This window comes from [Actinomadura] parvosata subsp. kistnae, from assembly GCF_900323885.1.
GTDB classification, from domain to species: domain Bacteria; phylum Actinomycetota; class Actinomycetes; order Streptosporangiales; family Streptosporangiaceae; genus Nonomuraea; species Nonomuraea composti.
Window position 1 is genome coordinate 120,314 of record NZ_OOHJ01000032.1, and the last position, 24,165, is coordinate 144,478.

A 24,165-nucleotide genomic window follows, 5' to 3' on the forward strand; every position below is an offset into this window, starting at 1 on the left:
TCGGCACGCCTGGTGGTCGGCCGGATCCGGCTGCCCAGGGTCCTGGTGGCGGCGCTGGTCGGAGCCGCCCTGGCCGTGACCGGCGCGCCCGATGAGCAGTCGCTGCCCGGCCACGCTGGGACCGCTCCGCCGGTCACCGATGGGGCCGTCGTTAGTGTTGGATGCTCACCGAGCGCTGGGGAGTTGCAGATGCGGGCTGTGCGGATCGACCGCCACGGAGGTCCTGAGGTGCTGGCGCCGGCCGACGTGCCGGAACCCCGCCCGGACGATGCCGAGGTGCTGGTGCGGGTCATCGCCTCGGCGATCAACCCGGTTGACGACAAGACGCGGGAAGGTGCCATCGGTGAGGGCACGCCACCGTTGCCGATGACGCTGGGCTGGGAGCTGGCGGGAATCGTTGTCGACCCTGGCCCGAGCGGGCTGCCCGTCGGCGAGCGGGTGTTCGGCATGTCGCATCAGCTTGCGAGCGGGCGCGGCTCATGGGCGGACCTCGTCGCCATGCCGGCTGCTTCCATCGCCGTGGCTCCCTCGTCGGCCAGCCTGGTCGAAGCGGCCACCCTGCCCCTGCCGGGGCTGACCGCGTTGCAGACCCTGGACTGGCTGCAAGCAGGCCCGGGCGACAAGCTGCTGGTGGCAGGCGCTGCAGGAGCCGTCGGCGGGCTCGCCGTGCAGCTCGCGCGTGCTCGCGGCGTGCAGGTGGACGCGCTGGTGTCCAGGCAGGCGCAGATCGAGGTCGTACGAGAACTGGGGGCGGGCCACGCCACCACCGACCGCACCACCCTGCCGGTGGGCGGCTACGACGCCGTGTTCGACACCTTCGGCGCGTTCGTCACCGACGCCGTGGCCGATGGCGGCAGGTACGCCTCGATCGCCACGCAGGCCGGCCCCGTACCCGACCTGTCGCATCGCGCGGTGCGCACCACGGTCAACCAGGTACGCGAAGACGGTCGCGGACTCGCCGAACTCGCCGCGGCCGTGGACGGCGGGCGGCTGAAGATCCGGGTCGGCGCGCAGTACGCCGTGCGGGACGTGAAGGCCGCGCACGAGCGGTTCCAGCGGGGGAACCTGAATGGGAAGATCGCGCTGATCTTCTGAACGGACCGTCCGGGAACCGGGCAGCCTCAAGGCGGCCTGTCGGCCGATCGTCGCCGCATGCTTCCGAGGCGGGGCACCGAGCCGGCTGGTGACGAACGTGCCTCGATGTGATAGCCGAGACCTCGCAGCCGTTCCACGTCCCGCCGGAGCGTGGGGCCCTCGGCGCCGAGGCGGTCGGCGAGCTCGCCGCCACGCCAGGACCGGCGGGCCTGCGGCAGCTCCAGCAGGCGCGGCGCCCGCTCGGTCGCGGTCTGTTCCGATATGCCCCGCGAGGCTAATCCGGACAGATACTGCCCTGAATCATCTCTAGGTTGGCGTTCAAGCCGGACGGACCGGCACCACTTCTCTAAAGGTGAACCATCTTGACCATCCTCGTCACCGGCGCGACCGGAGCTGTCGGTCGTCACCTCGTCACGACCTTGCTCGCCCGCGGCGCCGACGTACGTGCGCTGACTCGCAAGCCCGGCGACGCGAACCTGCCGGCCGCGGTCGAGGTCGTCGCCGGCGACCTGGCCGATCCGACCACCATCGGGCCGCAGGTGTTCGACGACGTCGATCGCACCTTCGTCTTCCCCGCCCAGGGCCTCGACGCGTTCGTCACCGCGGCCACCGCCCACGGCGTCCACCGCTTCACCGTGCTGTCCTCCCTCGCCGCGGCGAAGGAGTTCCCGCGCGACCACGGCTCGGCGAGTCAGCTCCACCACAGCGCGGTCGAGGCCGCGGTCACCGGCCGCACCGATGTCTGGACGATCCTGCGGCCCGGCACGTTCGCCAACAACCTGCTCTCCTGGGCCTGGCAGATCCGCTCCGGCGCACCGATCCGGGCGCCGTACCTCGCATCGGCCCAGGCCCCGATCCACGAGTACGACGTCGCCGAGGCCGCCGCCGAGACCCTGCTCGCCGACGACCACCTGGGTGAGGCGATCCCGCTCACCGGCCCGAGAGCCCTGACCCGCTCCGAGCAGGTGGCCATCATCGGCGAGGCTCTGGGACGGGAGATCCCCCTGGTGGAGATCACGCCCGAGGAGTTCCGCGCCGAGACCGCGCAGTTCGTCCCCGAGCCCGTGGTGCGGATGCTGCTCGGCTACTGGCACGACACGCTCACCGTCCCCGACGTCCCGCGTCCCGTCACGGCAGTGACCGGGCGGCCGGGCCGTACTCTGGCGCAGTGGGCCGCCGACCACCGAGCGGACTTCGAGACCGCTTGACGGGACTCGGCGGACGGGCGGTGCCGAGGTGGGGCGACCCGACCGTGGGCCGGCGCCCTCCGAGCGGGCGCGCGCGTTATGGCGGATCGATCCCAGCGCGGCATGCCCGAAGCGATGTCCATTCCTGTAAGGACGACTTCCTGTTCCTGCCGGCGGCGGGTCACAACAGCGAGCCTGCGCTGGAGGAGATCGCGCGCCAATTCCCAAACCGCGTTCGAGCGGTGGGCCGACGAGCCTTGGCGGCTGCCCAGCCTGGGCAGGATCCGCGGCCGGAATGCGATCGGCCTTGACGACCTGGTGCGGCACCCGTGAGCCGTTGCCCGGCTCCTGGGAGTCCGGGCCGGCGCCGTCCACGGCCGGCGTGGTTCCGTGGTGGCGGGCCCATGTCGTAGATCGCCCGGTGGCAGGGCGTACGCGCGGCCACCCGCCGCACCCCGCTGGCGTCCTCGAGGGAGTCGCTCGCCATCGCTCGGGAGGCAGTGCCCAGTACGGCCGCCCCCAGCAGTGTCCGCCGGAACCCCCTGGAATCGGGACACGGGCCGCGAGGGTCATCGGTCATCCGGGTGTCGCTTCTGTCGAAGAAGATGTGGGATTAGATCAAGAGCAACCGAAAGATGGCGCAAACAGCCGTCCGCGCTGAGGAGTAGCCGTTGGCATGCGCTTCGCCCGAAGCCTCGCGAGGGCGTATCAAGGCTGGCGGCATAATCCGTGTGGTGGAGAGATACATGGCGGTGGCGCAGGGGGCTGAGGCCGGGGTTCTGGTGCTGGCCGGGTCCAGTGGCCGGATCGATGTGCCGCGTTGCGATGTGCTGGCGCAGCATGGCGTCACCGCGCTGTCCATCCGCTGGTTCGGTGGGGCGGGCCAGGCACCCGGCATTTGTGAGGTGCCGCTCGAGACCTTCGTGGCGGGGCTTGATCTCCTGGCTGAGGTCGGCGTGTCGCGACTGGCGGTGCTGGGGACGTCCAAGGGTGCTGAGGCCGCGTTGACTCTCGCGTGCGTTGAACCGCGCGTGGACGCGGTCATAGCGCTGTCCCCGTCCTCCGTCGTCTGGGCCAATATCGGCCCCGGGCTGGACGGAGCCGCTGAGCCTCACCGGTCGTCCTGGACCTGGCAGGGCCGGCCGCTTCCCTTCGCGCCTTATCCAGACGAATGGCCGACTCACGGGCCGCCCACTTCGTTTCGTGCCTTCTACGAGCGCGGTCTTGCCGCCGCGCCCGCGGCGGCAGCGATTCCGCTGGAGCGGGCCCGTGCCGAGGTCTTGCTGGTCGCGGGAGGCAGCGACCAGATGTGGCCGTCACTGGCGTTCGCCGAGGCGCTGGCGCGACGCCGGGAGGTTCGCATCGTCAGTCATCCTGCGGCGGGGCATCGGCCTCGCTTCCCGGGTGAGCTTCCTGCACCGCCGTCCCCCTCGTACCTGTACGGAGGGGACCCGGTGGCTGATGCGGCCTTGGGGACGATGGCGTGGCCGCACATCCTTACCATGCTGAACCCGTGACGGCTCCAGATTCCGGCTCGTGGCCGACGGGGGCGACCGGCATGCCGAAGGCGCGGAAGGACGTGCAGTTTCTCGTTGCGCGTCACCGCATCGCCGCCCTTGAACGCCGACTCGGCACTGGCATGAGAGTGCGATGCGCCCCTGGCTGACGCGGACGCGGAGCGCGTGCAGCCGCTGGGCTGTGTGCCGAAGTGCGGTTTTTCTGCCCGGGTCAGGAAGCTCTCGGTGTCGCGAAGCTTCACCTGCGCGCCCTTTCAGTGATTAGTGGCAGGTTATGGCGCGTTACCGGACTTGAGATTGTTCCTTGGGGTCCCGAACGCCAGGCTTATGGACATCCGGAACGCCCGGATAAGCGCGGTTCCATCCGTCTGTGACAGGGCGTGGGCCGCAGAAACGATCATTTAGGGGACAGGTCATGAGCGACACGAACGAACCGGTGGAACGCTATCTGGCGGCATGGAACGAGACCCGCCCGGATGCGCGGCAGGCTCTGGTGGCGGAGGTGTTCGCTGAGGACGCCACGTACACCGACCCGGTGGTGGCGGTTCGGGGCCGCGACGGCCTGGACGCCACCATCGCGGCGGTGCAGGGACAGTTCGAGGGTTTGCGGTTCAGCCTGGGCGGGCCCGTCGACGCGCACCACGACATCGCCCGCTTCACCTGGCATCTCGGTGCCGCGAGCGCCGATCCGCTCGTCGTCGGCTTCGACGTCGTCGTGATCGGCGACGACGGCCGCATCAGCCAGGTGCTCGGTTTCCTCGACCGGGTGCCGGCCGGCGCCTGAGCCCGCGCGGGCGCCCGGCGCGCGCGCTGGCCCCCTTCTCTGGACGGTTCCTGGTGCACGGAGGCGCGGTGGAGGTCCGGGAGGGGCAGTGGCCCGGCGACGTCGTGCTGGTGGAGTTCCCGTCGATGGCACACGCTCGCGACTTCTACGACTCGGCCGCCTACCAGGAGATCAAGCCGCTCCGTACCGCCCACCTCGAAGGTGATCTGATCATCGTGGACGGTGTCGACCCCGACCACGACTCGGCCGAGATGGCCGCCGCGCTGCGCTCCGCCTGACGCGGGCACCGGCACACTTCGACACTCCGCAGGGCAGGACCGCACCGCGCTGAGCGGGCGACCCGCCATCCGCCCGCCGAGGCCCGCCCCCGTCAACGTTTCCGACGACGCGCCGGCCGACGAGTCAGGCCGACGAGCCGGAACAGCCGTCGGCCTCATCTTCGCGTCCGCCCAGCCAGTGGGCTCTCACCATGATCTCGCCCGCTTCGCCGGGAGGCCGGCGGGCTTCGACGTGGCCTTGATCATCACGGCGGCCGTACCGGCCGCGTGCACGACTCTTCCCACCCATCATCCTGACCGGCGCCTGTGCTGAAGGCGCCCGAGGAGAAGAATGACCATGACCAAGAAGCGGTTTCTGGCCGCGGCCCTGCTGACCGCGCTGAGTTTCACCACGTTCGCCGGGCCCTCCTGGGCCCAGCAGGCGGACGGCCCGGTGATCGAGGGCACGATCTCCCCCCAGGCGCAGACCTTCATCGACCGGCAGACCCGGTTCGGCTCCCTGCCCACCGGCGACGGCGCCGAGCGGGTCGAGGCCTACACCGTGATGTTCGCCGAGGACGCGACGCTCTGGGAGGCCGCCAGCCCCCTCATCAACGGCAAGGAGAACATCAAGCAGTCCATCACGGCCACCCTGAAGCTGGTGCCGCAGCTGGCTTTCACCCCGCAGCGCATCGCCGCCGGCGGCGACACCGTCATGTACGGCCTGCTGCGCCCCGCCTCCTGAGCCGGCATCACCGTACCGACAGCTAAGGAAGACCATGGCACTGGACGGACTCCGCCCCGACGAGCGGATCGCGCCCGCGCGAGATCTGCGCGCGCACCTCGAGCACTGGTCCCGCGTGACCGGGATCGCCGTGGAGGTGTGGGCACTCCCCCGCGAGTCCCTGGCCGCCCCGGTCGCGGAGCTCGTCCAGGCCACGGTCCTCGACCTCCTGAACGGCTTCGAGGCCGACGGCACGGTGCGGCACGTGGGCTTCGCGCTCACCACAGGCGCCCGCGGCCTGCGCCTGACCGTCAGCGGCGACGGCATCGGGCTGCCACCGGGCCGGCTCGCCGAGCGCCTGCACGCCTACCGGGCGCGGTTCGCGGCACTGGGCGGCCGGCTGTCGGTGAACACCGTCCTCGGCGGCGGGATCACCGTCAGCGCCGCGCTGAAGCCCAGCGGCACCGGGAGACCGCCAAGGCGTCACCGATGATGCACGACCCACTATGGGACGGCCCGGATGAGAGGATCCACGCCGACGCGGCACTCGACGTGATGAGCGCGCCACGCGACCAGACCACCGGCGTGAGCGCCGCCGAGCTGACAGCCGTGCTGGAGCAGTTCATCCGGAAGTTCATCCGGCTGCCATGGGTGCAGCGGCTGAGCTTCACGCCCCTGTCGGCCCTGCACACGCTGGCCGGCCGCGGCCCCCAACGGCTCACCACGCTCGCCGCCATGACCCAGATCGTGACCAGGCTGGAGCACGAAGGGCTGGTGGGCCTCGACCAACGACGTGACCACGAGGAGCGATCGTGATGCGGCCGCGTCAGCCGGCCCCTCCACATCGGCTCCGGCCAGAAACTCACCTTCTGCAACGGCGAGCGGGCCTGGGACCTCGCCGGCGGGCAGCATCACCGCCGGCGTGGAGAACGGCCGATGGGCAGGCCGGCTGATCCTGATGATGAAGCTGTATGAGGAGGGGCGGCTGCTGCCAGCTCCGTGAACGCCTCCTCCAGCACGGCGCTGCGGGATGTCAGCCGACCGTTCGGAGTCGGCCGCGCGTACCAGCCCGTCCATGAACTTGCCCGCGCCGGGCGCCTCACTTCAGCTCTGCCGCGACCACCACCGCCGCGTCATGGCGGTCCTGGCCCGCCTGGAGCCCGTGCCCGCGCCCACAGAGCACAGGCGTGGCGCCGATTGACGGCCGCGCGAGGACGCGCCAAGGCCTGAGCAGGCTCAGCCTGGCCTGCCAGCGGCAGGCGGTAGGTCCGGAGGGGGACGTTGGCCGCGGACGCGACGGCGATCGCCAGGACGGCAGACAGTCCGCCGAAGACCAGGAAGAGGCCCAGGGGTCTGCGGGTCTTCCGCGTCGGACGGTGCAGAACGATCCGCCGGCCCCCACGCTCCGGCCGGCGCCTGCCGCCCGCCGCGCCGGTGTCTTCTGGCCGCATGACGGGTAGACGGATCGCCGCGAGCATCGACAGGGCCAGAGCCACGGTCTGGGCCTCGTAGGCGGCAGGGAGATCCCAGCGGACGATGATCAGCCCAGCCAGTGCGGGGCGGCCAGCATCGCTGCCTGGAACGACACATTGGTCAGCGCGAGACCGGCCGCGACCTGATCACAGCCACACCAGGAAGGCGCGCCGGGCAGGAACTCCGAGAGCGCTGCAGCTGCTTCCCAGGGCGAGCAGCACCAACACGTTCCGGTTGTCCGCCAGAGCCTGGGCACACAGCCCCGCGGCAGCCAGCAAGTGGCCCGTGATAGTGGACTCGAACGCGCCTCATCGTGGTGGCTCGGCAAGGTGGTGGAGGATCCGCTGCCGCATCGGCCGGCGTTCCAGCGCTCGCCGCACGTCCTCGACCACGGCGGTCATCGCGTACGGCAGCTCGCTGTCCAGCTCGGCGACCGTGTCGTGGGTGGCGCGCCACTCTGCCTCCAGGAATGGCACCAGCGACCGGCCGCGCTCGGTCAGGCTGATCCGCCGGGTGCGGGCATCAGGTCCCGGCTCCGAGGTGACCAGATCCTCCTTGCGCATGGCGGCGATGGTCTGGCTGATCGCAGAGTGCGAGCGGTTCAGGGACTTCGCGAGCTCGCGGATGGTGAGCGGTCCGGTGTGGGCGAGCCGGATCAGCGGATAGGCGAACCGAGGCCGCACTCCCTTGAGGTCGCGCTCGACGTAGACCTGCTCGATCTCGGCGTCCATGGCCGCCAGGAGCTCGTGCAGGGCGTGCCAGGGATCGGGCAGTGAGGTGGGATCCAGAGATGTCACAGCGCTAATATAACAGTGCTACGATTCTTGGAGATCAGCATCGGTCTGTGCACCGAAGCGGCTCGCCCCCATCCTCACCAAGGGGACGCGATCCCCAGAAGCACGAAGACGGCGCCACGGAGAAGCGCCGCGCCTTGAAGCTGTTACCTCCTGAGAGGAGCCCCCGTTGTACGCCCCGATCGAACCGTACGAGCACGGCATGCTCGACGTCGGTGACGGCAACCTCGTGTACTGGGAGGTCTGCGGCAACCCGGACGGCAAGCCCGCCGTGGTCGTGCACGGCGGGCCTGGGTCGGGCTGCTCGACCGGCTCCCGCCGCAGGTTCGATCCGGAACGGTTCCGCATCGTCCTGTTCGACCAGCGCAACTGCGGTCGCAGCCGCCCGCACGCCGGCGATCCCGCCACCGACCTGAGCAACAACACCACCCACCACCTGATCGCCGACATGGAGCTGCTGCGCGAGCACCTGGGCATCGACAAGTGGCTGATGTACGGGGGTTCGTGGGGCTCGACGCTGATCCTGGCCTACGCCGAGACGCACCCGGAGCGGGTGTCGGAGATCGTCATCCCGGCCGTGACGATGACCCGCCGTTCGGAGATCGAATGGCTCTACCGGGGTGTCGGCAGGTTCTTCCCGGAGGCGCAGGAGCGGTTCCTGCAAGGGGTGCCCGAGGCGGATCGCGACGGGGACGTGTTCGGGGTGCTGGCGGCGTACTCGCGGCTGCTGGCCGACCCCGACCAGAAGGTACGGGAGAAGGCCGCGCAGGACTGGGTCACCTGGGAGGACGCGGTGATCTCCCAGGAGGTCAACGGCAAGCCGAACGCCTACAGCGACCGCCCGGCCGACGCCGTCATGGCCCTGACCCGCATCTGCGCCCACTACTTCGCCAACGGCGCCTGGCTGGAGGAGGGCGTCCTGCTGCGGAACGCGCACCGCCTGGCCGGCATCCCCGGCGCGCTGATCCACGGCCGCATGGACATGGGCGGCCCGCTGCAGACGGCGTGGGAGCTGACCAGGGCCTGGCCGGACGCCGAGCTGCACATCGTGTCGGATTCCGGCCACACGGGCAGCGAGACGTTCAGGAAAGTGCTGCGTGAGGCCATCGAACGCTTCTCCCCGGCCCAGCCCGGGTGACCCCACGGCTCCTGACCCCTCGGCGTCGCCGGGCCCCGGGGCGGCTTCCTGTCAGGTGGCGATCGGCTCAGGCGTCGGCGAGTCGCACGTTGAGGCGTCGAGGATGTCGCCGATCGCCGTGCGCGCTTGGGTGAGGTCGACTATGCGGGCGTCCAGCTTGGGGCGAGGTCGGCCATGCAGGCGTCCGGCTCGGCGTGCTGGGTCTTGAGACGGTCGAGGACGCAGGCATGGAGCTGAGGTGCCGTCGCCGGCGAAGCAGGGCATGGGCCAGCGGATGATCTTGATGGGGAAGCCGGCGGCGAGCAGGGCCCGGATGCGGTCAACTGCACCAGCGCCCGTTTCGCTCTACGGATTTCTGACCCCCAAGCCCGGACACGCCGATGAGCTCCGCAAGCTCCTGATGGACCTCGTCGAGCCGTCGCGAGGACACGAAGGCAGCCTCCAATACCACCTTCACGAGCAGGAGGACGGCCGATTCTTCCTCTACGAGGTGTGGCGTTCCCAGGAGGACCTCGACCGGCACAACGCCACCCCATTGCTGCGCACCTTCATGAGCGCGCTGCCCGAGCACCTCGAAGGCACGCCCGAGGCCTACTTCGGCACGATGAGGAGCCCCTACTCGGGTGGTCGCCACCTGACCTGACGCCGCCCGAAACCCTAGAAACGATCTCCAATCAGGCAAACTGCCACACCCTCCTGTTAATCAGCCGAAGGGAGCCCGCGGGTGGAGCTTCGCGACATCGAGATCTTCCTGACGCTGGCCGAGGAGCTGCACTTCGGCCGTACAGCCCGGCGGCTCCACGTGACCCAGGCCCGCGTCAGCCAGGCGATCAAGAAACAGGAACGCCGCATCGGCGCCGCCCTGTTCTACCGCGACAACCGCAACGTGGCCCTGACCCCGATCGGCCGGCAGCTGTTCGAAGATCTCCAACCCATGTACCAGGGGCTGCGCGAAGGTATCGAACGAGCCGTCCGGGCCGCCCGGGGCACCACCGGCCTCCTGCGGCTGGGCATGGTCGGGCACAACCCACAGGACCTCCAGCCCCTCTTCGACGCCTTCAAAGCCCGCCATCCCGGATGCGACCTGCAGATCCGCAGCATCGACTTCGGCGACCCGTTCGGCACGCTACGCAGCGGGGACATCGACGTCGCGCTCATCTGGCTCCCCGTCGACGAACCCGACCTCACCATCGGCCCGATCGTCTACACCGAACCCGTCGTGCTCGCACTCTCACCCACCCACCCCCTGGCCGGCAAGGACACGGTCTCCTACGAAGACCTCGCCGACCACACGGTCCTGGGCGGCGCCCGCCCCGGCTACTGGCGCCAGGCACTCGTTCCCACCCACACCCCCAGCGGACGGCCGATCCCGGTAGGCCCGCACGTCTCCCACTTCATGGGGATGATCCCGGTCATCGCCAGCGGCGAAGCCGTCTCACCCGTGCACCTGCACGCCGCCCGCTACATGGCGCGATCCGACATCGCCTACGTCCCCATCCACGACGCCCCGCTCGCCCGCTGGGCCCTGATCTGGCGCACCGCCGCCGAGACCGACCTCATCCGCGCGCTCGCGCACACCGCCAAGGAGACGACCTGCGGCATTCGATGAGCCGCGGCCGAATCGTTCTGACGATCTTTGTGGTGAATCCCCAGGTCGCCGTGGCGCACGAGTGGAAGCCTCGTGGGCGCTTGCCGACGCGGGCCCTGCGCGTAGCGAGCCCGCAGCATGCCCGTAGTGGACCCGCGGTGGTTCCGCAGCGGGCTGCGCGATCGTGAATGCCATGACGAAAGGAGCATTCATGTCCGAGCGCAACGCGGTGACCGTGATCGGCCTGGGCCCGATGGGCCGGGCCCTGGCCTCCGCCTTCCTCGGGGCCGGTCATCCGACCACGGTGTGGAACCGTACCCCTGGCAAGGACGAGGACCTGGTGGCGCGGGGCGCCATGCGCGCCGGCAGCCCTGAGGAGGCGGTGGCGGCGAGCCCGCTGACGGTCGTCTGCGTGGTCAACTACGACGCCTCCGACGCCGTGCTGCGGCGCGGCCCCGTCGCCGCGGCGCTCGAGGGGCGCACGGTGGTCAATCTGAGCGCCGACACCCCTGATCGGGCGCGTGAGAGCGCGGCGTGGGCGGCCGGGCACGGCATCGGCTACCTGGACGGCGCCATCATGACGCCGGCCCCGACCATCGGCACCGCCGACGCGGTGCTGCTGCACAGCGGCCCCGAAGGGCTCCACCAGGCGCATCGGGAGACGCTGGAGGCGCTGGGCGGCCGCCAGACATACCTGGGTGAGGAGATCGGCCGGGCGGCCGCGTACGATATCGCGCTGCTCGACATCTTCTGGACCGCCATGACGGGGTACGCGCACGCGCTGGCCGTGGCGCGGGCCGAAGGCATCACCGCGCAGGAACTGGCCCCGTTCGCGGGCGGGATCGCGACCATCATGCCGCCGTTGTTCGAGAAAAGCGCGGCGCTGGTGGACAAGGGCGACTACACCGATGAGATCAACCCGATCACCTCGGCGGCCTCGACCATGGCGCACATCGTGCACCATTCGGAGGCGCATGGCATCGACGCGAGCGTGATGCGGGCGGCCGAAGGGCTGGCGCGCCGCGTCATCGGCGCCGGTCATGGCGCCGATGGGCTGCTGCGGATCACCGAGCTGCTCAACCCCCGCTGAGGGGCGGGGTCACGGCTCGAACAGGGCAGGACGGCAACGCCCACGATGCTCGTGATCGGCCACATGAAGGAGCTCATCGTCCTGCGCTTCGACTGCCGGACGGAACCACGTCGGTCATGGACTTCTACCAGGCGGCAGAACGATCGACAGGGCGTGCGGCGTTGCGGATCAGGTGCAGCGCAGGCCCCCAGAACCAGCGGGAGTGGGAGCGGCAGTAGCCGGCCCGGCCCGCCAGCTCTGGACGCTGGACGACGGACAGGAGCAGCCGCACTTGATCGGCGTGGAGCCGGTCACCCAGATCGGGCCGGTCCGGCGGGTGTCGGATGCCAGCGCCTGGACGGCGGCACCGGTGAGCCGGGGCAGGAGTCCCAAGCGTGGAGCTTCGGCCAGTCGAGCCACCTGCACCGCCATGCGCTACGTCAAATCCGGCGCCCCCGCCGTCGCCGAGACCTCCCGGGGACCTGCCTGCCGGGGTCGTGCCATGCTCGGTCCCGGCGCGAGGGCTGATCAGCCCGCGAGGATCTTGTCCCAGTCCACCGTCTTGGCCCACTCGGCGTAGCTGTGCCAGCCGACGGCGGGGTACTTGGCATGCAGGGCCTCGAGGTCGAGGAAGTCGGTGTTGTTCTCGAAGTTCTCGAACATCGTGGCCACCTCCTCGCCGGCCCACTGCCGCACCATGTCGAGCGGCATCTGCTGGTAGGGGATCTCCCGGCCGAGCACCGTCGCGCGGACCGGCCGCTCCCGTAGGTAGGCCTCGATGAGCTGCTTGCTGTCGGCGTGCTCGATCCTGGTGGCCTCCAGCCGGTCGGCGCCCCGCACCGAGGCGCGCCCCCTTGGCCCGCAGTGCCCGCTCGGCGGGCGACTCCGACGAGCGGACGTACGCCACCACCTCGTGACCGCGCTCCAGCAGCAGGTCGGTGACCGCACCTCCCTGGTTGCCGGTAGCGCCTACGACGACGACTCGGGTCATGACATGTCTCCATGGTCGGGCGCCGCATGCAGGGGTGAGTGTCCAGGAACAGCCGAGACACCACGTGCGACAGCAGGCGAGGACAACACCCGACAGACGCTCGCCCAGGAGGTCGGCCAGTTCGGCGTGCGGGTCACCGCCGTGGCCCCCGGCGCGTTCAAGACCGGCTGGGCAGGCAGGTCACTGGTGCGCGCACGGCGCGGCATCGCCGACTACGACGCGCTGTTCGACCGCATCCGGACCCGCCGCCAGGCCCTCGCGGGCCAGGGCATCGGTGACCTGATCGCGCGGGCGACGCCATCCTCGCCCTCCTGGACGTGGACAAGCCGCCCGTGCATCTCCTGCTCGGCTCGGACGCGCTCCGCCTGGTCGCCGCCGGGCGCCGATGCGTCCAGGACGACTTCGACGCCTGGGAGGAACTCAGCCGCTCCACCGACTTCACGGAAGGCGGAGTGACGGTCGCCTGACATGGGACACCTCACCAAGGCGGCGGCCGTCAGCGGTGGGCCTCGGCCTCGCGGGCCACGGGCACCGCCTCGGCGGCCGTAGCGCCGAGGGCGCCGGACTCGAGTTCCTGCGGTCCGCACATCGGCCGCGCCCGCCTGGGCTGCGACGGGTTTCACCGCGGCAGCTCGTCCGTCCACTCGGTCGTCACCGAGATGTACGAGTTGCTCATCGCCGAGCCGCCTTCGGCGGTCAGCAGGATGTTGGCGCGCGTCACCCGGGCGGCCTCGGGATCGACGACCATCCTGATCCGCAGGCTCCCGGAGAGCGGGATCAGCAGTTCCTGGCCGCCCTCGACCGGCCCCGCGTTCTCGACCCCCGGCGTCGCGGCGAGGGCCTCGAACGCGGCCGAACGGACCTGCGCGGGGGTAGGCAGCTCCGTGATCAGGGTGATCAGCGGGGAGACGAGCTCGCCTTGCCGGTCGGCAGAGATCATGGCGCTGTCATGGCGGGGTAGCCCGGCGATGCGTTCCTTCAGCTCCTCAGGATCCGATGGCAGCCCTTCGAGCTCCTCGAAACCGATCTTGGCGCCCATGAGCCTGAACGGGGCCGGGTCCTCGACGACGGCGCCGGGAGTGGCGTACGGCTCGTTCCTGGACCAGCGGTGGCCGTCGCGGGTGGTCCAGCTCTCCTGCATTTCGGGCGCGTCCGGGCCCTGCCACGTACGCGTGATGTGCCAATAGGTTCCCGTGCCCTGGGGGATGTGCTCGGCGCTGGCCGCGGCCATGAGCAGGACGTCCCTGCCCGAGACGGGCGTGGCGGCGGGCGGGGCCACGCCGGTGACGATCACGGCGGCGGTCACCGCGGCGGCGACCGCCATGCCCAGCACCGGCAGGAGCCGGCCGCGGCGGCGGCGGGCGCGGCCCCGTGTGATCCTGTCCTGGAGACGTTCCCTGCTGCGGGTGATCGCCTCGGCGGCGGGTTCGGGCTTGGCCAGCAGGCTCGCGACCGCGTTCAGGTCATCCATGGGCGTTCTCCTTGTCGATGACGGCGAGGATCTTGCCGCGGGCGCGGCTGAGCCGGGAGCCCACCGTGCCGACGGCGATGCCGAGCGCCCGAGCCACCTCGTCGTAGCTGAGCTGGCCCAGGGCCACGAGCAGCAGCACGTCGCGCTCGCCGCCGGACAGGGCGGCCAGTGCCTTGGCCAGGTGCGGCTGCATGCGCTCGGCGGCGACGGAGGTGACGACCCGGTCCTCGTGGCCTTCCACGACAGGCTCGGGCCCCAGCTTGGCCAGCGCCTTGTAGTGGCGGGTCTCCTTGCGGCGGTGCCTGGCGATCAGATTGGTGGCGATGCCGAACAGCCAGGGCCGCAGGTCTCCGCGTTCCGGCTCGTAGCGGTCGCGCCGGTCGAAGGCCAGCAGGAACGTCTCGGCGGCGAGGTCCTCGGCGATCTGCGTGTCCAGGCGGCCGGCGACGTACAGGTAGATGTCGCGGTAATAGCGGTCGTGGACGGCCGTGAACAGGTCGGGGTCACGCCGGTACCGGGCGGCGAGCTCGGCGTCGGTCACCTGTTCGCTCACTTCGGCGCTCACGTTCTTGTCTTCGGCATCAGGTCGGCCTTCCGGTCGGCGGTCACGATCATCCATCCTTCGCCGCAAGCCGGAATCGTCTTCCCGCGCGCATCCCCCGTTCTTCTCTCATCCCTCCCTTCGAGACGCGACCCGGGCGCGCCTCCGGCAGTGACTCACCCGGCAGAGCGAGCGGGACCGCCCCCTTAGGGTGGTGCCGGATGGCGTGGCGGTGCAGCAGATGCTGCTGGTCAGAATCGGTGGGGTCGGCGAGCGTGGTGCCGGTGGCTGCCGGGCGGTGACTGGCTGTCAGGCGTCCTCTCCCCCGTTCGGGTTTCAGTGGGGACGTACGGCGATGGCGGTGACCCATGCTTGGGCGAACATCGCGCTTGGGCTGGTGGCCCAGTCGCGGAGCCGACGAGCGTGGGCGGTCTGCCCCGCGGCCTCGAGGTGCACCGCGAGATAGCTCACGATGCGGGCCGGGTCGGCATGGCGTTCGTAGCGGGCGTCGAGGTGGCACTGCTCGAAGCCCGCTTCGAGCAGGTACTCGCCGAGTTTGTGGCCGGCGAAGGGGTCTCCGCCGTTGGCTTGCTGCAGGCGCGTGTAGGCACTGACGGCGTCGTCACAGGGTGGGCTCAGCAGGAAGCCGCCCCAGTCGGGGCTGCAGAGCCCGACCTTGCCGCCGGGGCGCAGCACCCGCCGGATCTCGGCCAGGGCCTGGGCCGGGTGGGCGAGGTGTTCCATCAGGGCGTGGGAGAAGACGCGGTCGACCGATCCGTCGTCCAGCGGGATGTCGTAGCAGGATCCCTGCCGGAATCGCACGTTGGTGAGGCCTCTCTGCCGTGCGAGGGCGCGTGCGCCGCGGAGCTGGGAGGCTTGCCGGTCGAGTCCGAGAACGTGTCCCGGTGCGACGGCGGCGGCCAGGTCGACGGTGATGGTGCCCGGCCCGCATCCCAGGTCCAGCAAAGTCGTTCCCGGAGACAGGTGCGGCAGGAAGAAGCGTGCGTGCGTCGCGGCTGTTCGTGCCGCCATGAAGGCGATGGCGGAGGTGTCGTGGCCGGGTGTGTAGCGTTCGGTCCCGGGAGTGTCGCTCATCGTGCGATCGCCGCCTTGGCGCGCGCGTCGAGCAGTCCTGAGCAGACGGCCAGGGCCAGCCCCGTGGCGGCCAGGACGGCGCCGACCGCGTTGGGGCCGGTGTAGCCGTATCCGGCTCTGATCGCCATGCCGCCGAGGAAGGCGCCGAGCGCATTGGCGATGTTGAAGGCCGACAGGTTCAGCGCGGAGGCGAGGGTGGGGGCGCCTGCGGCCTTGTCCAGGATGCGCAGTTGCAGTGCCGGGACGGTCGCGAACCCGAACACCCCCAGCAGGAACAAGGTGCAGACGGCGAGGACCTTGCTGTGCGCGGTCATCACGAACAGGCTCAGCACGATGCTCAGCCCGGCCAGGAACACGTACAGGCTCGGCATGAGCCGCCGCCCGGCGAAGCGGCCCGACACCAGGTTGCCGGTGGCCATGCCCAGCCCGAAGACGACCAGCAGCAGCGTCATGCTGGACCCGCTGAAGCCCGCGACCGTGGTCATCATCGGCGTGACATAGGTGAAGGAGGCGAAGACACCGCCGAAGCCCGCCGTCGTCACTGCCATCGCGAGCCAGACCTGTGGCCGCCGCAGCGTGGCCAGTTCCGCGCGCAGCCCCGTCTCGTCCTCGGGGCGCAGCCGGCGCGGGACCAACGCGGCGATGCCGGCCATCGACAGCGCGCCCAGTGCCGCGATGGCCCAGAACGTGGCCCGCCAGCCGGCGGTCTGCCCCAGCCAGGTCACCAGCGGCACGCCGGCCACGTTCGCCAGGGTGAACCCGCCGAACATCACCGACATCGCGCTCGCCCGCCGTTCCGGCGGGACGAGCTGGGCCGCGACCACCGACCCGACCCCGAACAGCGCCCCCTGCGGCACGCCCGCGACCACCCTGGCCGCCAGCAGCAGGCCATAGCCGGAGGCGAGCGCCGACAAGGCGCTGCCCGCCGCCAGCAGCGCCGCGACGATCATCAGCGTCGTGCGGCGCGGGAGCCGGGCCGAAGCGGCGGTGAGCAGCGGCGCCCCGACGATCACACCGGCGGCGTACCCGGTGATCAGGCCCCCGGCGTCCGGGATCGACACCCCGACCCCCTGGGCGACCTGCGGCAACAGCCCCATGATGGCGAACTCCGAGGTCCCCACCCCGAACGCCGTGACGGCCAGGGCCAACAATGCCAACGGCATGGCGCCGTACTCCTCACTCAACGGGAAATTCCGGTGTCCAGCCTGATCGGCGAGCCAGCGGAGGCGTGAGTGGCTGAAACGCCAATGTGGGATAGATTTCCGCCATGATGCGCGTGGGGGTACTGGTCACTGAGCAGGTCCGCGTGTTCGACTACGCCGTGGCCACCGAGGTCTGGGGGCTCGACCGGACCGCCCGCGGCGTCCCGCGCTTCGAGCTGCGCACCTGCGGGCCGCACCGCTCCATGATCCCCATGACCTCGGGCGTGACCTGCGTTCCCGACCACGGTCTGGACGGCCTGGACGAGTGCGACCTGGTCGTCGTTCCCGGTGTCCAAAACCCCACGGCGCCCGTCCATCCGCAGGTCCGGGCCGCGCTGCGCGCCGCCCACGCGCGCGGCGCCACCGTGGCGTCGCTGTGCTCGGGCGCGTTCCTGCTGGCCGCCGCCGGCCTGCTGGACGGCCGCCGCGCCACCGCGCACTGGCTGGACGCCGAGGAGCTCGCGCGCCGCCACCCCGACGTGATCGTGGACCCCAACGTCCTGTTCGTCGGGGACGGCTCCGTATGGACCTCGGCGGGCGTGGCCGCCGGCATCGACCTGTGCCTGCACCTGGTCCGCCGCGATCACGGCGCCGCCGCCGCGGCCGAGATCGCCCGCACCATGGTCACCGCACCCTTCCGGACCGGCGGACAGGCACAGTTCATCACCCGCCCCATCCCGGCCGCCGAGGGCCAGATCGACGACCTGTCGAAGGTACGCGAACACGTTCTCAACGACCTGGCCCGCCCGTGGACCGTCGCGCAGATGGCGGACCTGGCGCGCATGTCCGAGCGCAGTTTCGCCCGCCGCTTCGTTCAGGCCACCGGCGGCACCCCTCTGCAGTGGCTCCTGACCCAGCGCGTGCTGGCCGCCCAGCACCTCCTGGAGGTCAGCAACCTGCCCATCACCGCCATCGCCCGCCGCTGCGGCTTCGGCACCGCCCTCACCATGCGCCACCACTTCACCCGCCACGTCGGCCTGCCACCCCGCGACTACCGCCAGGCCTTCGGCCCCACCCACGACGCCGGTTGAGAAGGGTGACGTCCGATTTCGACGTGTGACCGCCATACCTGGAGGTGCGGCGTGGTTCAGGTGAGGTCGAGGCGGGCCAGCTCCCGGCGTGACCGGATGCCGAGCTTGCGGTAGGCCCGATACAGGTGGTGCTCGATCGTGCGCGGGCTGAGGAACAGGTGTGCGGCGATCTCCCGGCTTGTGCTCCCGTCCCTGGCCAGACGTACGACCTGGAGTTCCTGGGGCGTGAGCCGCTCCAGCGGGTCGGCGGCCGTCGGCTGGGCTGCCAGGACGGACTCCCCTGTCGCCTTCAGCTCCGCCTCCGCCCGCGCCCGCCACGGCGCGGCCCGCAACCGCTCGAAGGTCTTCAGCGCCGCCCGCAGCGGGGTGCGGGCGTCGGTGCCGCGCCGGGCCCGGCGCAGCCACTCGCCGTACACCAGCTCGGTGCGCGCCTGTTCGAAAGGCCGGTCCGCGCGCCGGTGCGCCGCCAGGGCGCGCAGATAGTCGTCCTCGTCGTCACTCAGCAACGCGCGGCAGCGGGCGCTGACCGCCTCGGCCCATGGCTGTCTCCCGGCGCGCGCCCAGGCTTCCAGGCGGCGCAGGGGCTCCTCGGCCCGTTCGGGCTCGCCGAGCCGCACGGCCGCCTCGACCTGCTCGGCTCCGGCTGTGACCAGCATCGTCAAGTGGCGCAGCGGTCCCCGCGCCGCGGCCTCGAGCCGCTCCAGCAGCCGCTCGTAGCGTCCGAGCCCCACATCGAGCAGGCAGAGCGCGGCGAGGCCGACCATGCCGCCGGAGTCCGGCTGGTCACCGGCGAGCCGGACGCAGCGTTGCTCGTCGCCCTCGATCGCCGCCACCCTGGCCAGCACCGAGTGCAGCCGCGGCACGCGCTGGTGCATCCCCGTGTGGCGGGCCAGCTCGACGGCCTCCGCAATGCACGCCTCGGCGTCACGGTGCCTGCCGGCCTGCACGTGCACTCCGGCCAGATCCTGCAGCACCTGCGGCAGCGCCCCCACCAGGCCCTGCCGGCGCAACCGCGCCACCTCGGCGCCGGCCAGGGCGAAGGCCGCGTCGTCGTCGGCCATGACCATCGCGCAGAAGGCGGCCCACCGCGTGGTGGCGCCGTCCAGCGGGGTGCGCCACGCCTGGCCGGTGACGTCGGGCGGGGTGCGCGACGCCTGGCCGGTGACGTCGGGCAGGGTGTGCGCGACGAACTGGGCCAGCAGCGGCAGGCCGCGCGCGTAGTCGTCGTCGACCAGGTGCGCCAGACCCTGGATCATCGGATCCTGTGCGCCCATGGCGGTCAGCCGTGCGGCCGCGCCCCGGATCACCTCCGCCTCGCCGCAGAGCCAGGCATACCCGGCCGCCGTGCGCAGCATGGGCACGGCGCGCACCGGGTCGGCCGGGGGGCACCGTTCCATCAGGAGCCGGGCGGCGGACCGGCCCTGTCCCCGCTCGAACTCCACCGCCGCCCGTATCTCGGCCAGCGTGGTGAGGGACGCGGGATCGTCCAGCAGGTCCTCGGCCTGGCCGACGAGGCCGGCGGCGTGGTCGGCGTGGCCGGACGACAGCGCCAGCGCCGCCGCCTGGCCGAGCCGGGCGGCCCGGTCGCGCGGGCGCGGGGTGTAGGTGGCGGCCTGTTCCCACAGCCCGGCGGCGGCGGCGAAGGCGGCCCGGCCGCGAGCCCTTTCCGCGGCGCGCGTCAACGCCACCGCCAGGTCCTCGTCGGGTGACGTCGTCGCCGCGGCCCGGTGCCGGAGCCGGCAGTCGTCGTCGGTGGCCGCGTCCGCCAGCGCCCGGTGCACGGCGATCCGCCGCGCCAGCGGCGCGCCCTGGTAGGCGGCGGTGCGGATCAGGGGATGGCGGAAGGCGATGACAGCGGCACTCACCTCGACGAGTCCGGCCTTCTCGGCCTCCTCCAGGTCCTCCGGCCCGACTCCGAGCGCGTCCGCGGCGCTCAGCAGCATCGGCAGGTCGCCACGGCCCTCGGCGGCGATCATCAGCATCATGAGACGGGTCTTGTCGGGCAGCAGGGCGATGCGCGAGCGGAAGGACGCGAGCACCCGGTCGGCGATCGGGATCGGGCCGGCCGCCGCGTGGTAGCGCCTGCGTTCGGAGGAGAACTCGATCAGCGCCAGCGGGTTCCCCTCGGACTCGGCGATCACCTGCTCCCGGGCCGCGGGGGTCAGGCCCCGGTGGGCCAGCACCCGTTCCGCGTCCTCCTGCGACAGCCTGGACGGGCGGATCTCGGGCAGACCGGCGGCGGTGAACCCCTCCTCCCGGGCGGCGAACAGCAGCGCCACCTTCTCCTCCGTCAGACGGCGGGCGGCGAACAGCAGCGCTTCGGCGGTGGCGTGGTCGAGCCAGTGCGCGTCGTCGACCAGGCAGAGCAGCGGCCCGTCGTCAGCGAGATGGGCCAGCAGGCTCATCACGGCCAGCCCGGACAGGAACCTGTCCCGCGCGCCCGCGCCACCCGAGCCGAGCACCGCCCGCAGGGCGTCCGCCTGTGCCCCGGGCAGCGCATCGAGGTGTTCCTGGACCGGCCAGAGCAGTTGGACGAGCCCGGCGAAGGCGAGATCCGCCTCCGTCTCGACGCCGGTGACCCGCAGGACGCGCACCCCGATGCCGGTGCAGTACTCGGCGGCCCAGTCGAGCAGCGCCGATTTGCCGATGCCGGGCTCGCCGCGCAGGACGAGGCCGCCGCTGCGGCCGCCACGCGCGGCCGCCACGAGGTCCTCGATCGCGGCCTGCTCGCCCGCCCTGCCGTACAGCAGCAACCGACCATGCCTTTCGTGCGGGGATACGTACGGGGGTGCCGTCCGGGATACGTACGCGATCCCAGTAGTCCCGTACCGAAACCTTACCGATTCGGCCGGTAAACGCCCGTTCATACCCTCGTGGCAACGACGACCCCGTGACGAGGAGGGTGACGTGAACGAGCTTCTCACGCCGGTGACCATCGGCGAGCTGGATCTTCCCAACCGCCTGATCATGGCGCCCATGACGCGCAGCCGGGCACGGGACGGGCTCGTCGGTGAACTGACCGCCGAGTACTACGCCCAGCGCGCCGCCGCCGGTCTGATCATCACCGAGGGCACCCAGCCATGCGTGATCGGCCAGGGCTACATCGACACCCCCGGCTTGCACACGCCGGAGCAGGTGACGGCCTGGCGGCTGGTCACGGACGCGGTGCACCGGCGCGGCGGCCGCATCGCGGTCCAGATCATGCATTCCGGGCGGATCGGCCATCCCTGCCTGTATCCCGGAGGGGAGCTTCCCCTCGCTCCGTCGGCGATCTGCTCCGGAGAGCGGCTCTACACCCCCGAAGGGCTGCTGGAGCACCCGACGCCGAGGGAGATGACGCTGGCCGACATCGACCAGGCCATCGAGGACTTCGCCGCCGCGGCCCGGCTGGCGGTGGAGGCCGGCTTCGACGCGGTCGAGCTGCACGGCGCCAGCGGCTACCTGATCCACCAGTTCCTGTCGGACAACACCAACCGGCGCACCGACGCCTACGGCGGTTCGGTGGCCGGGCGCCTCAGGTTCGCCGTGGAGGTGGTGCGGGCCGTGGCCGACGCCATCGGGGCGGAGCGCACCGGTCTGCGCATCTCGCCCGGCATCACGTACAACGGTATGAACGAGGGCGATACGGAGGTCCTCTACACGGAGCTCGCTCGCGCGCTCGCCCCGTACGGACTGGCGTACCTGCACGTCTCGGAGAACGGCACCCGCGAGGTAACCAAGATCATCCGCGAGGAGTGGGACGGGCCGCTCATCCTCAACCCGCACCCGTGGAGCGGCGATGAGCCGGCGAGCCCCGCGGACGGGGCCGAGGCGCTGCGGTCCGGGCTGGCCGACGCGGTCTCCTTCGGCCGGCTGTGGCTGGCCAACCCCGACCTGCCCGCCAGGATCGCGGCGGACGGGCCGTACAACGAGGCCGACCCCAGCACCTTCTACGGCGGCGACCACCGCGGCTACACCGACTATCCGGTCCTGTCCACCGAAGGGGAGGACCGATGAGCGGCACGACCCGCACCCGCACCGGCGCCCCGGCCCGGGAGGTGCCGGCGGCGTGGCTGGCGCTGCTGGCGGGACCGCTCTCCTTCGGGATCGCCGGGCCCAGCCTCATCCTGCCGGACGCCGCCCGCGACCTCGGACTGGACCTGGGCGCCGTGACCTGGATCGTCACCGCCTTCGGCTGGGCCATCGCGATCGGCACCCCCTTGATGGCGGGCTTGCAGAGTCACCAGGGCGTACGCCGGGCCCTGCTCACCTGTGCGGCGCTGGTCGCCCTGGGCGCCGTGCTCGTGGTGAGCGTGCCCTCGCTGCCGTCGCTCGTGCTGGGCAGCGCGGCTCAAGGGCTCGGCACTGCCGGGTTCACCACGATCGCCATGAGCCTCACCCGCTCGGCGCGCTCCATGGGGCTCGTCACGGCCTCGCTGGCGACGGTCGGCTCCACCGCGCCGCTGATCGCCGACCTGGCCGGAGAGCTGCTGTCCTGGCAGGCGGGCCTGGCCCTGCCCGCGCTGAGCCTGCTCGCCGTCCCCGGCGTGCTGCGCCACCGACCCGCCGGCCCGGCGCCGGACGCGCCCTTCGACCCGGTGGGCGCGGTGCTGCTGACCGCCTTGGTCACCGCGCTGGTGTTCGTGCCCCACTCATGGCCGGTCGCGGGGACGGCCGCCGTGGCCGCCGGTGGGCTGCTGGCGCTGCACCTGCGGTCCAGGCGCGACGGATTCGTGCCCGCCTCGATCGTCCGCGCTCCGGTGTTCCTCCTGACGTCCGGACTGGCGTTGCTGCTGGCCGCGACCAACTTCGGCATGATCTATCTGCTGCCCGCCCTGCTCGCCGGACGGGCGGGCTGGACCAGCGGCCAGGTGGGAGCCGCCATCCTGTGGCCGCTGCTGTTCGGCGGGCTGGCCTCCTACGGGATGATCGCCGCCACCGCGAAAGCGCCGGTGAAGGCCGTTGCCGGGCTCTTTCCCGGGCTGGCGGCGGCAGGCGTGGGGCTGGCATGCCTCAGCCTCTCGCCGGCCGTCCTCCTCATCGCGCAGGCGCTCACCTCGCTCGCCGCCGCCTCCGGACAAGGGGCGTTCGCGGCACGCGCCGCCGCCGCGGTGCCCGACGGCGCCAGGTCGACGGCGATGGGCCAGTTCAACCTCTGCTACCTGCTCGGCGCCGCATTCGGCCCCGCCATCGCCGCCGCGCTGACCGGCTGACCTCGACGCCTCGGTCCAGGCTCCATGGGATCGGCGATCGCCGGAACGTTCGTCGAACGCGGACATCGCACAACGGTCTGGAACCGAACGGCAGGTAGGAGCGCGCCGCTGGTCGACCTCGGCGCCACGGCGGCCGCGACAGCCGCGGAGGCGGTGGCGGCCGGCCCGCTCGTCGTGGTCTGCCCGGCGTCGGCTACCACGGCGAGGACCCCGGCTTCGCCGGCTCGCTGGCCGCATATCCGCCGTTGCTGACCGGGATCGCCAAGGCGGTCGCGAGCGGCGAACACCCGCCGGATCTCGGTCCGCTCCGCGTCCAGGCCGCGCTGATGGACTGCATGATCGGCCACCGGGAGTCCGCCGGCGCGGAAGCCATACGGATGCGCCAGGTCAAGGAACTGATGGATCGCCGGATCGCCGACGGCCACGGCGAACAGGGCTTCTCGAGCCTGTTCGAGCTGCTGGCGAAGGAAGGCTGAATCGCGTCATGAACCACCAGGACGAAACCATGCTCCTCTTCCGCAACACCATGCGCATCACCGACGGCCACCTGGAGGATTTCCGCGACGCCATCGCCCGAGCCGTGGAGTTCGCCCAGCAGCACGGCCCGCAGCTGATGGTGCAGACCTTCGTGGACGACAAGCGGATGCTCGCGCACAGCTTCCAGCTCTATCGGGACTCCGACGCGGTCCGCCTGCACTGGAAGCTCGCGGACCCGTTCATCCAAGAGGTGATGAAGCACTGCCGGGTGGAGCACTTCGAGGTGTTCGGTGAGCCGGACGCCGAGGTGGCGGCGGGCCTGCGCGCGTCGCTGGGCGAGCGGACCCCGCTCACGTTCTCCGCCCGCGTCGCCGGCTTCCTCCGCTTCGGCGTGGCACCTCAGGCGTAGCCGGCGTGTGCCCGCACACCGCCCGGACGCGAAGCCGAGCTCCCCGTCGGCGTCGTCATTGCCGGCGACTTCCCCAACGGCCGATGGACCGTCCAGAGCGACGGCATCACCACCGTTTTGAGCGAACCTG

General features: G+C 71.5%; 26 protein-coding genes and 1 pseudogene. 19 read left to right on the forward strand and 8 right to left on the reverse strand.

What is annotated here, in order from left to right:
• Positions 1 to 189: 189 nt before the first annotated feature.
• From KIS93_RS61000 to KIS93_RS61040, 8 genes are all read left to right on the forward strand, one after another.
• Positions 190 to 1,095 carry an NADP-dependent oxidoreductase gene (locus KIS93_RS61000; protein ID WP_080038421.1) on the forward strand — a complete coding sequence of 302 codons (906 nt, stop codon included), beginning with the start codon at positions 190 to 192 and terminating at the stop codon, positions 1,093 to 1,095.
• 362 nt (positions 1,096 to 1,457) lie between these two features.
• Positions 1,458 to 2,303, forward strand: a complete 846-nt coding sequence (locus KIS93_RS61010; RefSeq protein ID WP_080038420.1) for an SDR family oxidoreductase — start codon at positions 1,458 to 1,460, stop codon at positions 2,301 to 2,303.
• Positions 2,304 to 3,028: 725 nt separating this feature from the next.
• Positions 3,029 to 3,799, forward strand: coding sequence for an acyl-CoA thioester hydrolase/BAAT C-terminal domain-containing protein (locus KIS93_RS61015; RefSeq protein WP_080038419.1), 771 nt, complete (start codon positions 3,029 to 3,031; stop codon positions 3,797 to 3,799).
• Positions 3,800 to 4,214: 415 nt separating this feature from the next.
• Entirely contained in the window at positions 4,215 to 4,583 is a 369-nt protein-coding gene (locus KIS93_RS61020; protein WP_080038418.1) for a nuclear transport factor 2 family protein, read from the forward strand.
• A gap of 26 nt (positions 4,584 to 4,609) precedes the next feature.
• A complete protein-coding gene (locus tag KIS93_RS61025; RefSeq protein ID WP_268967009.1) occupies positions 4,610 to 4,861 on the forward strand; it encodes a DUF1330 domain-containing protein in 252 nt (83 codons plus the stop codon).
• Between the two features lie 331 nt (positions 4,862 to 5,192).
• Positions 5,193 to 5,585: a nuclear transport factor 2-like protein gene (locus tag KIS93_RS61030; RefSeq protein WP_080038416.1), complete on the forward strand. Its 393-nt coding sequence runs from the start codon at positions 5,193 to 5,195 to the stop codon at positions 5,583 to 5,585.
• A gap of 34 nt (positions 5,586 to 5,619) precedes the next feature.
• Positions 5,620 to 6,057: a sensor histidine kinase gene (locus KIS93_RS61035; protein WP_080038415.1), complete on the forward strand. Its 438-nt coding sequence runs from the start codon at positions 5,620 to 5,622 to the stop codon at positions 6,055 to 6,057.
• On the forward strand, positions 6,054 to 6,380 hold the full coding sequence (locus KIS93_RS61040; protein ID WP_186405152.1) for a hypothetical protein: 327 nt from the start codon (positions 6,054 to 6,056) through the stop codon (positions 6,378 to 6,380). The genes KIS93_RS61035 and KIS93_RS61040 overlap by 4 nt, the downstream gene beginning before the upstream one ends.
• A 965-nt stretch (positions 6,381 to 7,345) precedes the next feature.
• Here the strand turns inward: KIS93_RS61040 and KIS93_RS61045 are convergent.
• Positions 7,346 to 7,834 (reverse strand): MarR family winged helix-turn-helix transcriptional regulator, encoded by a 489-nt coding sequence (locus KIS93_RS61045; RefSeq protein WP_080038412.1) that lies wholly within the window; start codon positions 7,832 to 7,834, stop codon positions 7,346 to 7,348.
• 166 nt (positions 7,835 to 8,000) lie between these two features.
• Here KIS93_RS61045 and pip point away from each other — a divergent pair, with 166 nt between their 5' ends.
• From pip to KIS93_RS61065, 4 genes are all read left to right on the forward strand, one after another.
• The gene (gene pip / locus KIS93_RS61050) at positions 8,001 to 8,969 is read left to right on the forward strand and encodes a prolyl aminopeptidase (RefSeq protein ID WP_080038411.1); all 969 of its coding nucleotides are present in this window, start codon (positions 8,001 to 8,003) and stop codon (positions 8,967 to 8,969) included.
• Positions 8,970 to 9,207: 238 nt separating this feature from the next.
• Positions 9,208 to 9,612 (forward strand): putative quinol monooxygenase, encoded by a 405-nt coding sequence (locus KIS93_RS61055; RefSeq protein WP_222108165.1) that lies wholly within the window; start codon positions 9,208 to 9,210, stop codon positions 9,610 to 9,612.
• A gap of 81 nt (positions 9,613 to 9,693) precedes the next feature.
• Positions 9,694 to 10,578, forward strand: coding sequence for a LysR family transcriptional regulator (locus KIS93_RS61060; protein WP_080038410.1), 885 nt, complete (start codon positions 9,694 to 9,696; stop codon positions 10,576 to 10,578).
• A gap of 190 nt (positions 10,579 to 10,768) precedes the next feature.
• On the forward strand, positions 10,769 to 11,647 hold the full coding sequence (locus KIS93_RS61065) for an NAD(P)-dependent oxidoreductase (protein ID WP_080038408.1): 879 nt from the start codon (positions 10,769 to 10,771) through the stop codon (positions 11,645 to 11,647).
• 507 nt (positions 11,648 to 12,154) lie between these two features.
• Here KIS93_RS61065 and KIS93_RS67090 read toward each other — a convergent pair.
• Together KIS93_RS67090 and KIS93_RS69480 are read right to left on the reverse strand one after the other, a co-directional pair.
• Complete coding sequence (locus KIS93_RS67090; protein WP_230466138.1) at positions 12,155 to 12,466, reverse strand: hypothetical protein; 312 nt, start codon at positions 12,464 to 12,466, stop codon at positions 12,155 to 12,157.
• 52 nt (positions 12,467 to 12,518) lie between these two features.
• Positions 12,519 to 12,617: pseudogene (locus KIS93_RS69480) on the reverse strand (NmrA family NAD(P)-binding protein); the annotation flags it as partial.
• A gap of 317 nt (positions 12,618 to 12,934) precedes the next feature.
• Here KIS93_RS69480 and KIS93_RS64210 point away from each other — a divergent pair.
• Positions 12,935 to 13,084, forward strand: coding sequence for a hypothetical protein (locus tag KIS93_RS64210; protein ID WP_222108166.1), 150 nt, complete (start codon positions 12,935 to 12,937; stop codon positions 13,082 to 13,084).
• Positions 13,085 to 13,236: 152 nt separating this feature from the next.
• Here KIS93_RS64210 and KIS93_RS61080 read toward each other — a convergent pair whose 3' ends face one another.
• The 4 genes from KIS93_RS61080 to KIS93_RS61095 form a co-directional block, all read right to left on the reverse strand.
• Positions 13,237 to 14,088, reverse strand: a complete 852-nt coding sequence (locus tag KIS93_RS61080; protein WP_080038407.1) for a CU044_5270 family protein — start codon at positions 14,086 to 14,088, stop codon at positions 13,237 to 13,239.
• Entirely contained in the window at positions 14,081 to 14,653 is a 573-nt protein-coding gene (locus KIS93_RS61085; protein ID WP_080038406.1) for an RNA polymerase sigma factor, read from the reverse strand. The genes KIS93_RS61080 and KIS93_RS61085 overlap by 8 nt, the downstream gene beginning before the upstream one ends.
• A gap of 312 nt (positions 14,654 to 14,965) precedes the next feature.
• A complete protein-coding gene (locus KIS93_RS61090) occupies positions 14,966 to 15,724 on the reverse strand; it encodes a methyltransferase domain-containing protein (RefSeq protein ID WP_080038405.1) in 759 nt (252 codons plus the stop codon).
• Positions 15,721 to 16,887 (reverse strand): MFS transporter, encoded by a 1,167-nt coding sequence (locus tag KIS93_RS61095; protein ID WP_080038404.1) that lies wholly within the window; start codon positions 16,885 to 16,887, stop codon positions 15,721 to 15,723. The genes KIS93_RS61090 and KIS93_RS61095 overlap by 4 nt, the downstream gene beginning before the upstream one ends.
• 104 nt (positions 16,888 to 16,991) lie before the next feature.
• Between KIS93_RS61095 and KIS93_RS61100 the strand changes: the two genes are divergently transcribed.
• Entirely contained in the window at positions 16,992 to 17,957 is a 966-nt protein-coding gene (locus KIS93_RS61100) for a GlxA family transcriptional regulator (protein ID WP_080038403.1), read from the forward strand.
• A gap of 56 nt (positions 17,958 to 18,013) precedes the next feature.
• Here KIS93_RS61100 and KIS93_RS61105 read toward each other — a convergent pair whose 3' ends face one another.
• A complete protein-coding gene (locus KIS93_RS61105; protein ID WP_230466137.1) occupies positions 18,014 to 20,710 on the reverse strand; it encodes an ATP-binding protein in 2,697 nt (898 codons plus the stop codon).
• Between the two features lie 154 nt (positions 20,711 to 20,864).
• On the opposite strand from KIS93_RS61105, the gene KIS93_RS61110 reads away from it, so the two are divergent.
• The 5 genes from KIS93_RS61110 to KIS93_RS61125 are packed head-to-tail and all read left to right on the forward strand — an operon-like array spanning position 20,865 to position 24,035.
• A complete protein-coding gene (locus tag KIS93_RS61110) occupies positions 20,865 to 21,953 on the forward strand; it encodes an alkene reductase (RefSeq protein WP_246005567.1) in 1,089 nt (362 codons plus the stop codon).
• Positions 21,950 to 23,149 (forward strand): MFS transporter, encoded by a 1,200-nt coding sequence (locus KIS93_RS61115; RefSeq protein ID WP_080038402.1) that lies wholly within the window; start codon positions 21,950 to 21,952, stop codon positions 23,147 to 23,149. The genes KIS93_RS61110 and KIS93_RS61115 overlap by 4 nt, the downstream gene beginning before the upstream one ends.
• 24 nt (positions 23,150 to 23,173) lie before the next feature.
• Complete coding sequence (locus KIS93_RS67095; RefSeq protein WP_230466136.1) at positions 23,174 to 23,401, forward strand: NAD(P)-binding domain-containing protein; 228 nt, start codon at positions 23,174 to 23,176, stop codon at positions 23,399 to 23,401.
• A complete protein-coding gene (locus tag KIS93_RS67100) occupies positions 23,395 to 23,625 on the forward strand; it encodes an imine reductase family protein (protein WP_230466135.1) in 231 nt (76 codons plus the stop codon). The genes KIS93_RS67095 and KIS93_RS67100 overlap by 7 nt, the downstream gene beginning before the upstream one ends.
• Before the next feature lie 8 nt (positions 23,626 to 23,633).
• Positions 23,634 to 24,035, forward strand: coding sequence for a hypothetical protein (locus KIS93_RS61125; protein WP_080038400.1), 402 nt, complete (start codon positions 23,634 to 23,636; stop codon positions 24,033 to 24,035).
• Positions 24,036 to 24,165 lie beyond the last annotated feature (130 nt).

What these genes read in the sequence shown, in the direction of transcription:
- KIS93_RS61000 (WP_080038421.1), top strand. Translation starts at nt 190, where the DNA reads ATGCGGGCTGTGCGGATCGACCGCCACGGAGGTCCTGAGGTGCTGGCG.
- KIS93_RS61015 (WP_080038419.1), top strand. Translation starts at nt 3,029, where the DNA reads ATGGCGGTGGCGCAGGGGGCTGAGGCCGGGGTTCTGGTGCTGGCCGGG.
- KIS93_RS61020 (WP_080038418.1), top strand. Translation starts at nt 4,215, where the DNA reads ATGAGCGACACGAACGAACCGGTGGAACGCTATCTGGCGGCATGGAAC.
- KIS93_RS61030 (WP_080038416.1), top strand. Translation starts at nt 5,193, where the DNA reads ATGACCATGACCAAGAAGCGGTTTCTGGCCGCGGCCCTGCTGACCGCG.
- KIS93_RS61035 (WP_080038415.1), top strand. Translation starts at nt 5,620, where the DNA reads ATGGCACTGGACGGACTCCGCCCCGACGAGCGGATCGCGCCCGCGCGA.
- KIS93_RS61040 (WP_186405152.1), top strand. Translation starts at nt 6,054, where the DNA reads ATGATGCACGACCCACTATGGGACGGCCCGGATGAGAGGATCCACGCC.
- KIS93_RS61065 (WP_080038408.1), top strand. Translation starts at nt 10,769, where the DNA reads ATGTCCGAGCGCAACGCGGTGACCGTGATCGGCCTGGGCCCGATGGGC.
- KIS93_RS61080 (WP_080038407.1), bottom strand. Translation starts at nt 14,088, where the DNA reads ATGGATGACCTGAACGCGGTCGCGAGCCTGCTGGCCAAGCCCGAACCC.
- KIS93_RS61090 (WP_080038405.1), bottom strand. Translation starts at nt 15,724, where the DNA reads ATGAGCGACACTCCCGGGACCGAACGCTACACACCCGGCCACGACACC.
- KIS93_RS61095 (WP_080038404.1), bottom strand. Translation starts at nt 16,887, where the DNA reads ATGCCGTTGGCATTGTTGGCCCTGGCCGTCACGGCGTTCGGGGTGGGG.
- KIS93_RS61100 (WP_080038403.1), top strand. Translation starts at nt 16,992, where the DNA reads ATGATGCGCGTGGGGGTACTGGTCACTGAGCAGGTCCGCGTGTTCGAC.
- KIS93_RS61115 (WP_080038402.1), top strand. Translation starts at nt 21,950, where the DNA reads ATGAGCGGCACGACCCGCACCCGCACCGGCGCCCCGGCCCGGGAGGTG.
- KIS93_RS67095 (WP_230466136.1), top strand. Translation starts at nt 23,174, where the DNA reads ATGGGATCGGCGATCGCCGGAACGTTCGTCGAACGCGGACATCGCACA.
- KIS93_RS61125 (WP_080038400.1), top strand. Translation starts at nt 23,634, where the DNA reads ATGAACCACCAGGACGAAACCATGCTCCTCTTCCGCAACACCATGCGC.